This is a genomic window from Bacillus sp. 3255 (assembly GCF_031456485.1).
Classification (GTDB): Bacteria; Bacillota; Bacilli; order Paenibacillales; family NBRC-103111; genus Paenibacillus_E.
The window spans coordinates 15609-30998 of record NZ_JAVDUS010000003.1 but is presented as its reverse complement, the minus strand read 5'-3'; the positions used below and the strand labels follow the sequence as shown (position 1 = coordinate 30998).

The following is a 15390-nucleotide window of genomic DNA, read 5'->3' as shown; positions in this document are numbered from 1 at the left end:
ACATTTAAGTATTCGATAAACAGGAGGACACAAGTCATGTCACAACACGGGCAATCGTTCATGAGAGGTACGCTGGTCTTGTCCATCGCCGCTTTCATTAACCGTATTCTCGGGTTTATCAGCGGTATGTATATCGCTCGCGTACTGGGCGCGGAGGGAATCGGCATCTTAATGATGGCGCATCCCCTCGTTCCGCTCGTCATTACGATTACGGAGCTTGGATTGCCGGTGGCTATTTCCAAGTTGGTCGCAGAGGCTCAAGCTCGCGGCGAACGCTTGAAAGTGAGACGCATTCTGCATGTCTCGCTCGCTGTCACCAGCGTCTTGAGCATAACGCTCACGACCATCACGTTAGTTGGATCCGAATGGATCGCCTCCATTCTGCTTAGCGACCAGCGCGCTTATTACGCTATGTTGGCGATTACGCCGATAGCGCCAATCGTCGCTATATCCGCCGTTTTGAAGGGATACTTCCGCGGTATGCAGCAGATGAAGACTATCGCCGCTTCCGATGTGCTGGAGCATACGGTACAAATCGCGTGTGTACTGGCGCTGGTACACCTGTTGCTGCCTTACGGCGTCGCTTATGCCGCCGCAGGAGCAATGGCGGCCTCTGTCGTGAGCGAAGCGTTCAGCCTTCTCTTCCTGTCGATAAGCTACAAGCTGTACGCCGAATCGAGGATGCCGGGTGAGACATGGGCAAGCCATCTCAGGCAAGGAAGAAGCACGCTCGGCGAGCTGCTGCAGATCGGACTGCCGACGACCGGTCACGGCGTGGTTCATTCGTTATACAGCACCTTCCAGCCGCTGCTGATTACAACCAGCCTGGGGCTGGCCGGCATCGGTACGGCATTAGCCACGAAGCAATTCGGCATGCTGGCCGGCTTTGCGTTCCCGCTGCTGTTCATGCCCAGCTTTATTACGCAATCCTTGTCCACCGCGCTCATCCCTGCAATTGGCGAGGCAGCGGCGAACAAGGACAGCCTGCTCATTCATGAGCGCATGAACCAAGCGATGATGTTGGGACTTCTGATCGGCGCGCCGGCGACGGTAATCCTGTACGAGTGGGCAACTCCGCTAACAACGCTTGTCTACCACGCGCCGGAAGCGGGATTGCTGCTGAAAATACTGGCACCGATGTTTTTCATGCATTATTTCGACGCTCCGCTGCATGCGATCCTGCTCGGTCTCGGCCGCGCGAAAGCTACCTTATGGAATTACATCGTAGCCACCGCATTCAAGGCTGTCGCAATCTTCGTGTTTGGCAGCCAGTACGGGATTATTGGCATTGCGTACGGCATCGGTATCGGGATTGTGATGCAAACGCTGCTGAACTTCTATTCCATCTCCAACTCGATCGGATTCTACTGGAGCGTCCGTCCTTATGTCAAAGTTACGATCTGCATGCTCTTAATGGCGATATGCGGACACTGGACCTATGAGTATACGGTCAGCCAGGGGATGTCCCAAGTATGGAGCGTAACCATTTCCATTCTATTATCTTTACTGCTCTATTTCGTCGCTCTCGTCCTGACAGGGACGTTGAATGGGAAAAGTACGCGCCACAGATTTTCAATTCCCTGGTAAGTCACCGCTGTTCTGTATAAAAAGAAAAGGCAGTCAGGACGAGAATTTTGTCCTGTACTGCCGATTATGTATTCTCCCTGCGCTACATGGATGGTTTGGCAGCCTCTCCACCGTATTATCCAATCGGGTCAGGCTTTAAGATAGACTTCCAATTGATGTGTAAGCTCCTCGATCCAGCGATGCTCCGGATCTGCAAGAAGCGTTTGCCACCCTAACAGGTGCGCCGGTTCCAAATTTCTGGCTTGATCGTCTACAAATAAGATCCATGACGAATTCACGAATTTGCTCTGGACTTCCTTATATATATTCGGATCAGGCTTGCACAGTCCGACTTCGCTAGAGATAGTCAAGCTCTTAATGAAGGGATAGACCGGTATTAATAATTCCGATAACCATTCGATTCTATGATTGCTCAGCAGATGGATATCTGCGATGGCACTCCACTGCGCAAGTCTGCCGAAAGCAGGCAAATAAGTTAGATCCTGGCGAATGGACTCACGTACTCTTCTCGCATCTACGGTCGGATAAGATTTCACAAGCCATCCCCAGAATTCCTCTTCAGTCACTTGACCTGTCCATAAAGCTTCGCGTACCTCAGAACGAAATCTGGTTCTAAACTCCTCTGGTGAGGTCTGTGCCAAAGCAGCAAGATCACTCCAATAGCGAGGAGAGAAATTCGTAATGATTACTCCTGCTAAATCTAGCACCAGCTGCGGTTTATCCATGATCACACGCCCCTTCTATTGGCTCCACCGAATTCAGTTCGAACCGCGATCCCTGATGACGTACCCTTGCCCAGGCTCAATCTCTGTGAACCCAGCCATCTGGCGGGCTTGGAACCCGATGGGTCGATTCCTGCCAACTAGAATCATATTTTGGATGTCGGAAGTACCTCCTGAAGGTAAAGCAAATGCCTTGAGATACGCAAACTCTTCGCCTAACGTCGTATATATAGCATTCATGAGCTGATCATGCTCACCTTTCCCGAACAGGTTCATCATCAACATGCCCGAGGAATCAAGCTTCTCTCGGCACATCGCGAAAAAGGGTTGGGAGATCAAATGATGAGGCGTTCCTTTATCCGTGAAGGCATCCAAAACAATACAATCGTAAGCATGCTGCTCTTCGTTCCCCAGAATTTCCCGTCCATCGCCGATGCTTACATTATGTTGGGTGTAACCGAAGAATGTTTTACTTAATTCCACAACGGTAGGATCAAGCTCCGCTACCTTAACCCGTCTCTCTGCGTAATGCCCCGCAAGTGTCCCGATACCGTGCCCGATGACGAACATACGATCGAAGGATGGCATGTTACTCTCAATTAAATGGATCATCGCACGCGGATATTCAAAGAGGATGCGTGCCGGCTCATCCAAATCCATCGCACCTTGGATCGCTTGATTGGAAAATTCCAACACGCGGAACCGTCCCTTTTCGCCGTACAATTCGGTTATGTCATAAACGGTTATTTCATGATTGGGGCTGGCTGTTTTGAATAACAAATCCAATCTATCAATCCCTTTCTGCAACAGGAACATCTGACTTGTCTAAGCTGATATCCGAACTAAAGCCTTTCATCCGCAAAATCCATGAAGCATGCCCAGTCATAACGAGTAATGTCATGTTTTCCGGCCCGGAGGTGAAAGCCCAGCTTCTCGCTTATCACCGGAGTATTGACAGGCGGCATCTGATCCGTGTCCAAACCGCTATATCCGTGAATCGAATAAGCCGGTTGCGCGAGAAGCAAGCCTAGAAATTCGGATTCGGGATCCGCCCATTTGTCCTCGGAGGCGCTGGCTACGTAGAGAAGCCGTGGCGCTATGAGAGCAAGCAAGAAATGCTGGTCAAAGGGCAGTTCATCCTCCCGGTCATTAAACGTCTTATAATTATCATTAAACCAATGGGGGTTGCCCCGGTTAATATTGGCCAGCCGCTCGCCTGTCTTGCCTCGTGCAATTGCGGCCCCTGAGCAGCCTGAGTTATTGCTGATGACGAGCGCAAATCGTTCGTCTAAGGCTCCCGCCCATAAGCAGGCTTTGCCGCTTCTTGAGAATCCGACAATCGCAACCCGCTCCGAATCGATCTGCGGATCACATGCCAAATAGTCCATGACACGGCTCGCGCCCCACGCCCAAGCGGCCATAGCCCCCCAGGCATCTGCCGAGCGAGGCTGGTCTGCTGCATCGAATAGGCCATGAACGCCATTCCGGTAGTCTTCATCGAAGGCATCCGGATCCAGATCCTCTACATGATACACAACCGCCGCATAGCCTCTCGCTACCATATCCTCCGCCGGCCAGTACGCCGCGCAGGCTTCCAGCTCTACATCAAATACACGTTGGCCTTTGATTGCCGCGTAGATAAAGGCAGGTACTCTGGCAGCCCCAATAGGCGTATAGACAAGTACACGAACGCACCCTTCACCGCCCTGTCCTGTATAAACGATGTCTACTTGCTTGCGTAACGCTTTCCCCTGCATCGCTATTTCCTCACTTACGACATGGAATCGCAGGGAATCGGGACGGCCGATCGGTTCTCTGCCATAAACATACTCCCGGTACAACTCTATAATTTCCGGACGTCTGCTGTTCTTCCAGTCCTCGACAGCCATCCTATCACGGCTGCCGCCGCTTGCGAATAGCTCCGGTAGTAAGCCTCGTGTACGTTCCATTTCCATCTTGTCATACCCCCCCATTTGGTGAACTGAAAAAGGAGCAAACAAGGATCCCCTGCTCACTCCTTTGACAATACAGTGATTCATATCATAAAGAAACACCCAAGTAGCCTCGCGTTAATTGGAAATCAACGTTCCCTCTCTCGTAGAGCCGCGGTGTATACGTATGCTCAATTATTTGCTTGCAGCGCTCTAGAATCTGATGGGTCCAAGCATTCGGATCTCCCATGAGCGGCAAATCCAAATCATGGCCGTAATTGTGCAGCATGAGCGGCTCCGAAGCGATTTGCAGCATAGGTACGAAAGGATGGGTTTGCATCGGACGATGACCGACCAGCGCGATAAGGAGTTCTACGCCCGTCGCGGCCAAGCCTGTAACCGTCTCCACCCAATGCCCGGTTGGCGCTTCCATGATATGAAAGCCGCTATGGCGCACATGCTCGCCATAGGCAATGGACGGCTGAACATTCGCCGAGGTGAATACATGCGGGCCATAAGAATCCACGGATAGCAGGCCGCTGTTCTCCGGAACGACCACCAAGCCGCCTGCGCCAACGACCCGTTTCGTCAATTTCGCCAATTGCTCGCCGGCGTGATCGGAGATGGCGCCATCGCTAACGATTCCGATTCGCAGACCTTCCGGACCGACCGCCGCCTTCTCCATGGTTCCGGCTGCCGCCAGCTGACCGGCAAACCATGCTTCCACCTTCTGCATCACCTTCGTAATACCGCCGTCCAGCTGAATGCTGGCGTAACCGAGACGGCTTGCATCAACGCCCATCTCCTCCATCTGGTGACGCATATAGTCATTGTGCGTTTTCTCGCAGCCGTGCTCCAGCAGCAGACAATGTTTCACCATCGGATGAGTGATATAGCCGATCATCGTGCGGGCATACAATTGCTCGGCTTGCCCGCCTGAATTGCCGCAGCCTTCCGTATGAGCCAAGGCTACATAACGCGACAGCTCGGACTGCCCGGCTCCCTGCTTGTTCAATCGCTGCACAATCATATGGGCTACCTGTCCGGCGCATAAGCTGGTCGGCAGGATCAAGCCGATGTTGTCGCTGGCTTGGCGGCCTTGCTGCCGGAAGATGTTGAACTGAATTGGAGGAGCAGCCGCTTCCGTATCCGGTTGAATATCTATAGGCACTCCCGCCGGTACCGGAGGATGGAGCAATTCCTCCAGCCGGCTTGCATCATGCTGCCGCCAGTTTCGCCAGATCTGTACTTGAGCGTGTCCTGCTTTCTCCCCCACGCTGCGCTCGCCGGAGGCAATTCGGATCGTCCGCTCGAACACCTCTTCGCCGAGTTCATCCATCGGCGTGCCTTCTAAATACGTCCCCGCATTGACATCCATATCTTCGGATAGCAATTGAAAGCGCTGCGTCGTGGTAACAACCTTGACTGTCGGCACATAAGGGAAATTGGTGATAGAGCCGTTACCGGTTGTGAAGAAAATCAGATTGCAGCCGGCGGCAATCTGTCCGGCAATGCTCTCCAGGTCGTTGCCCGGGCTATCCATGAAGTAGTATCCGCCATCCTTCATCAGCTCTCCATACTCGGTGGCATAGTCGAGGCGAGTAACCGGATCTTTCTTGCGGGCTGCTCCTATGGATTTGAGATAAATATTATAAAGTCCGCGATATTTGTTGCCGCCGGAAGGATTGCCTTCCGCACTGGCTCCGTGCCAAGACGTCCGCTCCTTGAAGCGGTCCACAAGCTCCAAAAATTTGCGTGCGGTTTCTACGCTGCTTACCTTGGACAAGACATAAGGCTCCGCTCCAATCAATTCATCGGTTTCCGCCAGACTGGCGGAGCCCCCGTACCGCACCAATTCTTCCGAAATCCAGCCCAGCAGCGGATTCGCAGAAATGCCGGAGAATGCGTCCGACCCGCCGCACTGCAGTCCGATCTTCAGATGGCTTATCGATTCAGGCGTCCTGTGCATCGCATGGACCGCAGGCAGCCATTCGCGTACAATGGCTTCGCCTTCGGCCAGACTCTCTTCAAAGCCGCCTTGAAGTGAAATGAACTTATGCAGCACTTCATCGATCGGGTAGCTGTGGTCGCGCAAATACGTTCGGACCATCTCGTTGGTTACCGGTTCTATTCCATAGTCAACGACCAAGACAGCGCCCACGTTAGGATTGACAATGAATCCGGCGAGCGTCCGCACCAGCAAATCAAGGTTATTCGGATTGGCAGTTCCGCCTTCCGTATGTGCCACGGGAACAATTCCATCGATATTGGCATAGTCCTTCGCTTCGCCTTGCAGACGAGCGGCAAGCTGCTTCACGTAGCTGCCCGTCCGCGAGGTGGTGCCAAGCAATACCACATAATTGCGGGTACCTACGCCGCGCGCTTCACTGCGGCGGTACCCCATGAAGGTGCGGGTTGCCGTGTAAGCGGGCGATGCCGGAGCGGGCTGAAAGCCTGCCTCATCGAAGACATAAGGATGAACTTGATCCGTGAAATTGATTTCACCCGGTAAGGCAAAAGGAAGTTGACGCACACGAAGTTCACCCAATACCGCTTCATTAATCACATAATGACCCGGCTGAATAGCTTGCACGGCGGTCCCATAGGGTAATTCCCAAGAAAGCAGCTGCTCACCGGGGGCAATGGCCTTCACCGCGAATCGATGGCCTTCCATGACCGTATAATTCAAGGTTAGGATACGGTTCTCATAGTGAATGACGGTTCCGGCTTCCAGTTGGCGTGTTGCAATGGCACAGTTATCTCCGGGTAAGGGAAGTCTGGCCACGTCTTCGAATCGGTAAGCTGCGGTCATCGATTTCCGGCTCCTTTACATAGTTTCGCTGGAACAATCCCTCCATCATTGGAAGCGCATACAATAGCTAAGTATATCAGCTTACTCCAATGAGCCATAAATGACAGCCCGCAGACGCGGATGGACGTAGGGCTCAAGGCTCGGCAGCAGCTGCTGCATGTACACGACAGACAATTCTTCTTGCGGATCGATTAGCAAGTAAGACCCGGCAAGACCGGCCCAACCGAACTCACCGATCGAGCCGTTGATGCCGCCGGCTGCAGGATCGATCATCACGCGTACGCCTAAACCATAGCCGTAGCCTTTCATATGCGGCCAATTGAAATCTTTGATTTGCTGCGGACTCAAATGATTGGTCGCCATCAATTGAACCGTCTTCGGGCTAAGAAGCCGCACACCGTCCAGCTCCCCGCCTTTCGCCAGCAGCTGCGCGAACCGGCTGTAATCGCCGATCGTCGAGAGCAGGCCGCCTCCACCGCTTTCATGCCGGCTATCCGGTTGATAACGTGCGTCCATCCTTGTATTCGGCGTAAGCGTGCCGTCTTCCGCACGGTCGTACATCGTACACAGACGATCCCGCTTGTCCTCTGAGATCCGGAATGAGGTGTCAGTCATCCCTAGCGGACCGAAAATTTCCTTTTGCAGAAATTGTCCGAAGGTTTGCCCGGACAGCACTTCGATCAATGCGGCCAGAACATCATGGCTTGTGCCGTATTTCCAATGCATGCCGGGTTCGAAAGCCAGCGGCACGGCAGCGAGCGATTGAGACAATGTCTGCATGTCAACGGTCGCTGCGGCGTTCTCCATGATGGCCCGTGTGCGGCGTTCAGTTTCCGTGCCGTCCCCACCGTATGTAAGTCCGGAGGACATCGTGAACAAATCCTTGATCCGAATCGGACCAGCCGCAGGCGATAAGGCATGGACGCCGAATTCGTTGTACCGGTACACCTGCGGTTTGCTGAATGCCGGTAAGTATTCCTCAAGCGGATCGTTAAGCAGATACAGTCCTCTCTCATAAAGCATGAGTGCAGCTGCGCAGGTAATGACTTTCGTCATTGAATAAATCCGGTAGATGGTATCCGGCGTAATATCCTTCTTCTTCTCCAGATCCGCGTAGCCCAGCGTTTCTTGATAGACAACCTCACCCCGCCTTACAACCGTGCAGGCACAGCCGGCAGGTCCTTTCTCCACAACACTCTTGAGCAGCGGAGTCAATCGCTCATTCAGTCTCTTACTTGGGTTCATTGTTCAATCCCCTCCCAGAAACATTCTCAAGTTTCATTATAGCATATTCTTCCATAGGAATTAGCGTATTTCCTCCCTCCTTCTTGCCCGTAAACGGAATGAAGCTGCCCGTCGTAACCGGCAGCTTCGATCTCTACTATAAGTGTGGACTCGCTGTTCCTTCTTTCTGCAGTGCCTTGGACTCTTCGATCGCTTTGTCCATCGCGTTGTTAATCATCCGCAGCGCCGTCTGGCTATCCTTGGATTCATTCCAGATCAGCGGGAACACCATAGACGTCTTCGGATCGATGAAGGTCAAGTTCGGTTTACGCGGAGCCGGCATCGCATTGTTCAGCGCAAACAGCGATTGAAGACTTTTCCCTTTTAATTGCTGTACGCCCTGCCCGTAGGCTTCCTGCACGGCTGGGGTCATCAAAGGAGAGCTGATGCCTTGCTTAGCCCGCTCAATCTGAACCTCTTCCGATAGCAAATAGGCAAGTACTTGAAAGGCGAGCTCCTTCTTCTTGGACTGTTTCGTAATGAACGCTCCTACGGAGTACGGCTGGTATTTGAACGAGGATGCTTCCGGGAATACGGGCACCGCTGAGACATCGAAGTTCAAGTCTTTATTTTGACTCCAATCGACTATGCTCTCTTCCACATCGACCGCCATGGCAATATGGCCTTTGGGGAAATCCTTAACGGTTGTGAATTGGTTGCCGGGAATATCATAGAACCGTCTAAGGTTATCTACGATACGAACCCATTTGTCCGAGACCAGGCTTGCCTTATCTTCATTCGGGTTCAGCGCAGGCTCCGAGAGCTGGTTATAGGTCATGTAATATTCGGGATGCTGCTGGTAACCTTTATAAGTAATATCCCCTTCCTGACGCGTCAGCTTTTTGGCTAATTCATAAGCCTCATCGTAAGTCATGCCAGGCTTCGGGTAATCCACACCGAACTTGTCGAAAATATCCTTATTGTAGAATAGCAAGTAGTCGCTTCCTTCGAAGGGAAGAGAGTACAATTTACCGTCGGACGTATTCATCGATTGCTGCATCATCGCCGGATTCAATTTGGTCGTGTCGAAATTATATTTTTTGATGAGATCGGTCATGTCCCATTGCAAATCGTATTTCCGAATCGATCTGTACGTATTGCGGCGGGCATCCTCTAAAATAATATCGGGAATCGTTCCTGCGGCAACCAAATCCTGATACTGTCTGCCGGGATTATCCCATTGAACGTGCTTGATTGTAATATCAGGGAACTTCTTCTTGATATATTGGCCGATAAGCCGATCGAAATTCTCTTCCTTTAAGTATCGTTTGTTGAATAGCTGGTCTCCAGTAAAAATGAACAATTCGTTATCCGGGGATGAAGTTTCAGGGCTAGCTGTCAGATCGGGACCGAGAGAAGCCGTCTCTGATTTGCAGCCGGTCACGGTTAACAAGGCCACGGCCATCGTGATGGTTATTTGAAAAATCTTATTCATAAGCGCTTGCCTCCTGTATAAGTTCGCCATTCATCCTACTGGTACGGGTTTGTTCCGCCTTGCTTGACAAGCTCTTGAGCCTCTTTAATATTTTTGTTCATCAAATCGTTCGTCATCCGCAGCGCCGTTTGGCTGTCTTTGGATTCTTTGGCAATCAGATTCCAGACGCTGTCCGAATTCGTATCAATGAACGTTAGCCCCGGTTTGCGAAGCTGCGACTTGGCGCTGTTGAGATAAAAGATCGATTGGGTATGCTTGCCGTTCCATTCCGGCAGATTCATCGCGAAGGCTTGTTGAACAGCCGGGTCCATGAGCGGTGTGATGACACCTTGCTTCGATAATTCGATCTGGTACTCCGGTGACAACAGATAGGCAATCACTTGGAAGGCCAAGTCCTTCTTGGTCGACTGGTTCGTTATAAACATTCCATTCGTATTGGACTGAAACTTGGATTTCGGCGATTCCGGAAATACAGGCACCGACGAGATATCAAAGTTAATATTCTTGTTCTCATTGATCAGTCTTGTCGCATTCTCCAAGGAGTCCACGATCATCGCAACGTTACCTTTGGAGAATTGATTCGTTTTGACCAATTGGTTGCCGGGTATGTCATAGAAACGTCTGATGTTGTCAACGATCTTCACCCAGTTGTCCGAGTTCATCGCTGCCTTGTCTTCATTAGGATCGAGTCCAGGCTCCGACAATTGATTAAATCTCATATAATGGGCTGGATTCATTTGAAAACCTTTGTAGGTGATATCCCCTTCCTGCCGGGTCAGCTTCTTCGTCATTTCATAGGCTTCATCCCAAGTCATGCCGTCCTTCGGGTAATCTACACCGAACTTGTCAAAAATTTCTTTGTTATAGATGAGCACCCACTCGTTGTTATTAAAGGGCAGTGAATACAATTTTCCTTCGGAAGCGGAGATGGACCGCTGGATGTCGGATGGATTCAGTTTCCCGATGTCAAAATTGTATTTTTTGATCAAATCTGTCATGTCGTATTCCATTTTGAATCGGCCGACCTGTCTGTAGGAGTTGCGCCTTACTTCATCAAAGATAATGTCAGGAATCGTGCCTGCAGCTATCAAGTCCTCATACCTTCTGCCCGGATTATCCCAAGCAACATGTTTAATCACGACATCCGGGAACTTTTTCTTGAGAAATTGACCGATCTGCTTCTCGAAAATATCTTCTTTGACGTAGAATGCCGGCCAGGCCGTATAGATGAACAATTCGTTAGCTGCAGGCTGAGCAGGACTCTCCTTGACTTCGACGGTGTCCGGACTGGACGTGCAGCCGATCAGTCCTGTGCCGACTATAGCCGCAAGCAGCGTTGTAAGAATGATGCGCTTTGTCATGATCTCCCTCCGCAATTTGTAATTTGATTCAATAATGTGAAGCAAGATTATCATAATCCAAACTCTGCAAGTTGATAATTCTAATATCCTAAGAAAGGTGGACGGTTTTAAAGTAAATTGCGGTTAACGATAAAGCTTCTGAAATTCACCAGGAGTTAATCCGGTCGCCTCTTTGAACACACGGGTAAAATATTTGGCATCCGAATAGCCCACCTGCTGCGCAACTTCGAACGATTTCAGAGGACGCAGCAGCAATTCTTTGGCCTTCTTCATTCGCATATCTTTGAGATAGGCGGTGAAGGAGATTCCCAGCTCTTTTTGGAACAAGGAACTTAAGTATTCCGGGGTAATGCACATGGCATTCGCCAGTTCTTCCAACGTAATTCCACTGCTGAACTTTTCCTGGATGATTTTCATGGATTTATGGATCACCAGACTGTGGCTTTTGGGCATTTTGGCCAAATGCTCAGCAATTTTGTCAGCGGTTTCAAGCAAAGCTTTGCGCAAATCATGAGGGTCTAGCCGTTCAAACTCCGTGCCCGGATGATTTTGGGACAATTCCGTAAGCAGATGAGACGTCATCTGTTTCTCAGCGGTTAGCAGGACCTGCTGCAAATCATCGGCTGTAATCGGCTTTAACAAGTATTCAATGACATTGCCGATTTGCAGCGCTTTACGGGCAAGTTCGAATTCGGAGTACCCGCTTAATATAATCGTTCGGGGAGCGATGCCTTCCATTTTCAATGATTCCAGCATATCGATCCCGCTCATGACAGGCATACGAATATCGGTCACGACTAAATCCGGTCTACATTCTTTAATCGTCGTCAAGCCTTCCGCACCGTTCTCACATTGTCCGACTACCTGATAAGCGTCACTCAATCTGTGAATCAAACGAATAATTCCATTGCGTACCTTCTCTTCATCCTCGACAACGACGATTCTCATCTGTCATTCACCATCCTTCGACTCGGCGGCATTCACAGGCACCATCAGACGGATTCTGGTCCCCTCGCCTACCTTGCTCTCGATCTCGCATCGCGCTGGATCCCCGTAGTACAGCTGCAGCCTGTCAATTACATTGCGTATGCCGATCCCGGATCCGGCCGCCGCATGCTCCCGGTCACCGCTGTCCAGCAGCGTTCTTATCGTAGATTCATCCATGCCGCAGCCGTTATCTTCCATGACTATGGATAAAAAGTTCTCCTCCTCAAGGCGGATTCGGATATGAATTTCTGCGCCTGATTTCTTGCCGGCAAAGCCATGGATAATCGTGTTCTCAATGAAAGGCTGAAGTAAAAGCTTATATATCTTCACTTCTTTTACACTTGGATGCAGATGTACAGCATACTGAAACGAATCGTTAAAGCGATTTCGTTGTAACGTTAAATAATGCTCGAGCCATTCGAGCTCGTGTGCGAGAGGAACCATCTGGTTGCTATGGCTTATGCTGTAGCGCAGAATGTGCGCAAGCCCTTTGATCATCCGGCTGATCTCATGCTCCTCCTTCTCAATGGCCATCCAGTTAATTGAATCTAACGTGTTGTACAGGAAATGAGGGTTGATTTGTGCCTCTAAGGAACGGATCTCCGATTCCTTCTGCTTCTGTACGGCTAATTTCGTCTTACGCATCAACTCGTTAATCGTAGTCATCATTTTGTTGTAACTGGAAGCAATAATCGAAATTTCATCTCCCGTATCGTCTTTGATTTTCACGTCGAGATTGCCGAGCTCCGTCAGCTTCATCGCATTCACGATTACATGTATCGACTTCGTCAATAAGCCCGAGAAATAGACGATGAGCAGCGTAGTGACCAGGAACATAACGAAACCTGTCCATATATTAATGTTTTGCATGGCGTACATTTCGCCGAACATGTTCTGTTCATTGGTGATGCTGACAATCGTCCAGCCCGTCTTCTCATTCGGGTAATAATTCATGATCGAGGGCTGCCCGAGAATCGTCCCCTTCTCCGGAAGATGCTCTTTGTCTAAATCCTTCACGCCGAGCATATGGGCATAATTGGATCCGATCCGGTCTTCGTTCGGGAATGACACGATGTTCTGCACATGATCGATGAGAATATTGGCGTTGCTCATACTTTGAACTTGCGTTTCTGTGAGCGAGTTGCTGCATGCTTTTGCAAGAACCGATTCCTCTAACGTCATGACGATATAACCCATCTTCTCCAGACCATCGGATGAAATGCCGTAAATCCTCCGAGCGATATGGAATACGAATTCGTCACCGGCAGCCGACGCCAATTTCTCCGTCGAAGTAATAAGGGGACCCTGCTGAATGTTATTCAACTTCATGATCAATAAATAGGGAATATTATTCTGCTCTTGTGCCCATAAGGAAGAGCCTGTCACTTTATCGTAGGAAGCTAAAATATTTCCGTTATTATCAAAATAGGTGAATCCACGGATGCCTGATTTGGAGTTGGAATAGCCGGAAAAGATCCGGATAAGTATGTCGGAATAGTTCAACTGATCGAAATCGGAGCCATGAAGTATTTTTCTGGTAGATGTAATAACATCTTCGCTAATAATCAGTTGATACAGGACATCCTCGTATTGGGATAACATCGAATCCAAATTTTTGTTCGTTTGAATCAAGTTAAACGTAACCAGTTCGTTAATTTTGGACTTCATGGCATGCGTCGAATTCGTATAGGTCATGTAATGCATGAATATGGATGGCAAGAAGGCGACCAGAACAAAAGTAATAATCAATTTGTTTTTGTAGTTGAACTCAAGCTTGTTGAATATACGCATATGCCTCCTGTTGTTCGCTTCCCGGAAATTTCAAAAAAACAAGGGCGGAATCAGCGGTTCCACCCTTGTCTCTCTTTAGTTAATTCTTTGCACCGGCTGCAGCTGTATCGGCTTTGGCCGCTTGATTGGTTGCGATCGCTTTGGTCGATTGCTCTTCGATCATGCGGAGCGCCGTTACGGTATCTTTAGATTCTTTGAAGATCAGTGGTGCAAAAACGTTCTGCATCGGGACATCGTACCAGATTAAACCTGCAGAACGTGCTGCCGGCGGCATCGCGGTTTTGCCGTAGAAGATCGCGCTTGTGTTCTTGCCTCTCATCTGCGTCAAGTTTTGCCCGAATGCCTCTTGCACCGCTTTGGTTTCTGTCGGCACGATAACCCCTTCTTTCGCGAGGTCGATTTGATGCTCCTCGGAGAGCAGCGCCGCCATCACTTGGAAGGCAAGATCCTTCTTCTTGGATTGTTTCGTAATATACATGGAGTATACATTCGGTTGATACCTTGTATCCATAGCTTCCTTGAAGGAAGGCACCGATACGATATCGAAGTTCAAATTCTTATTTTGCTCGTGATACGTGACCAAATGATCGACGGTCGCTACAGCCATCGCAATGTTGCCTTTGGTAGCAAAGGTTTCGACCGTATCGAATTGATTCGCAGGAATATCATAGAACCGGCGCAAATTGTCTACAACATTTTTCCACTCCGGCGAGCTCAAGCTTGCTTTGTCCTCCGTGGCGCTTAACGGAGACAGCGATAGCTGGTTATAGTTCATATAATGACCCGGATTCTGGGAAAATCCTTTATACGTAATCTCACCGTCTACACGGGTTAGCTTCTTGGCCATTTCATAGATTTCGTCATAGGTCATCCCGTTCTTCGGATAGTCAACACCGAACTTGTCGAAAATATCTTTGTTATAGAAGAGAACGAAATCATTATTGTTGTATGGCAAGCCATAAATGCTGCCATCCTTAGTCAGGTTACTCATTTGGGCCATCAAGGCCGGATTGAGCTTGGTCGTGTCAAAATTATATTTCTTAATCAGATCCCGGATATCATATTGCAGGTCATTGTCAATGATCCAACGTTGCACGTTCATGCGGGTGTTATCGAGGATGAGATCAGGTACGGTCCCGGCGGCTATCAGATCTTTATATTGTCTGCCGGGATTATCCCAGTGGACGTGCTTGACCTTAATATCCGGAAACTTCTTCTTGATGAAATCGCCGATTTGTTTATCGAAATTTTCTTCTTTGGCGAAATAAGGAGGATTGACCGTATAGATGAATAACTCATTATCAGGCGTGGCGACGGCAGGTTTGCTATCGCCTCCAGTTTCGCCAGCAACTGGATTGGAACTGGTGCTGCCTCCCTGCTCGCACCCTGCCAAAATCGTCAGTGCAGCAGCAACTGCTAGAAACTTTTTCATTGTTTTGTATCCCTCCGATTTGTTTGTTAATGCCAAAAAACCGTTGAA

11 protein-coding genes are annotated in these 15390 nt (G+C 49.8%); 1 reads left to right on the top strand and 10 read right to left on the bottom strand.

The genetic code is table 11. From position 1 onward, the window contains the following. The first annotated feature begins 36 nt into the window (after positions 1–36). Positions 37–1587, top strand: a complete 1551-nt coding sequence (gene spoVB, locus J2X61_RS05015; RefSeq protein ID WP_274468961.1) for a stage V sporulation protein B — start codon at positions 37–39, stop codon at positions 1585–1587. Between the two features lie 128 nt (positions 1588–1715). On the opposite strand, the gene J2X61_RS05010 is transcribed toward spoVB, so the two are convergent. The 10 genes from J2X61_RS05010 to J2X61_RS04965 form a co-directional block, all read right to left on the bottom strand. After that, entirely contained in the window at positions 1716–2312 is a 597-nt protein-coding gene (locus J2X61_RS05010; protein WP_310186315.1) for an HAD-IA family hydrolase, read from the bottom strand. A 33-nt stretch (positions 2313–2345) separates the two neighbouring features. Continuing rightward, positions 2346–3095 carry a spermidine synthase gene (locus tag J2X61_RS05005; protein WP_310186313.1) on the bottom strand — a complete coding sequence of 250 codons (750 nt, stop codon included), beginning with the start codon at positions 3093–3095 and terminating at the stop codon, positions 2346–2348. A gap of 56 nt (positions 3096–3151) precedes the next feature. Next, positions 3152–4264: a glucuronyl esterase domain-containing protein gene (locus J2X61_RS05000; protein ID WP_310186311.1), complete on the bottom strand. Its 1113-nt coding sequence runs from the start codon at positions 4262–4264 to the stop codon at positions 3152–3154. Positions 4265–4349: 85 nt separating this feature from the next. Then, positions 4350–7052, bottom strand: coding sequence for a UxaA family hydrolase (locus tag J2X61_RS04995; protein ID WP_310186310.1), 2703 nt, complete (start codon positions 7050–7052; stop codon positions 4350–4352). 81 nt (positions 7053–7133) lie between these two features. Beyond that, entirely contained in the window at positions 7134–8297 is a 1164-nt protein-coding gene (locus tag J2X61_RS04990; RefSeq protein ID WP_310186308.1) for a serine hydrolase domain-containing protein, read from the bottom strand. Positions 8298–8433: 136 nt separating this feature from the next. Further along, a complete protein-coding gene (locus J2X61_RS04985) occupies positions 8434–9771 on the bottom strand; it encodes an ABC transporter substrate-binding protein (RefSeq protein WP_274468954.1) in 1338 nt (445 codons plus the stop codon). 35 nt (positions 9772–9806) lie between these two features. Continuing rightward, positions 9807–11132, bottom strand: coding sequence for an ABC transporter substrate-binding protein (locus J2X61_RS04980; RefSeq protein WP_274468953.1), 1326 nt, complete (start codon positions 11130–11132; stop codon positions 9807–9809). A 123-nt stretch (positions 11133–11255) separates the two neighbouring features. Next, entirely contained in the window at positions 11256–12080 is an 825-nt protein-coding gene (locus J2X61_RS04975; RefSeq protein ID WP_310186306.1) for a response regulator transcription factor, read from the bottom strand. A 3-nt stretch (positions 12081–12083) separates the two neighbouring features. Continuing rightward, positions 12084–13910 carry a cache domain-containing sensor histidine kinase gene (locus J2X61_RS04970; RefSeq protein ID WP_310186304.1) on the bottom strand — a complete coding sequence of 609 codons (1827 nt, stop codon included), beginning with the start codon at positions 13908–13910 and terminating at the stop codon, positions 12084–12086. Between the two features lie 79 nt (positions 13911–13989). Next, the gene (locus J2X61_RS04965; protein ID WP_310186302.1) at positions 13990–15342 is read right to left on the bottom strand and encodes an ABC transporter substrate-binding protein; all 1353 of its coding nucleotides are present in this window, start codon (positions 15340–15342) and stop codon (positions 13990–13992) included. Between the last annotated feature and the right edge of the window lie 48 nt (positions 15343–15390).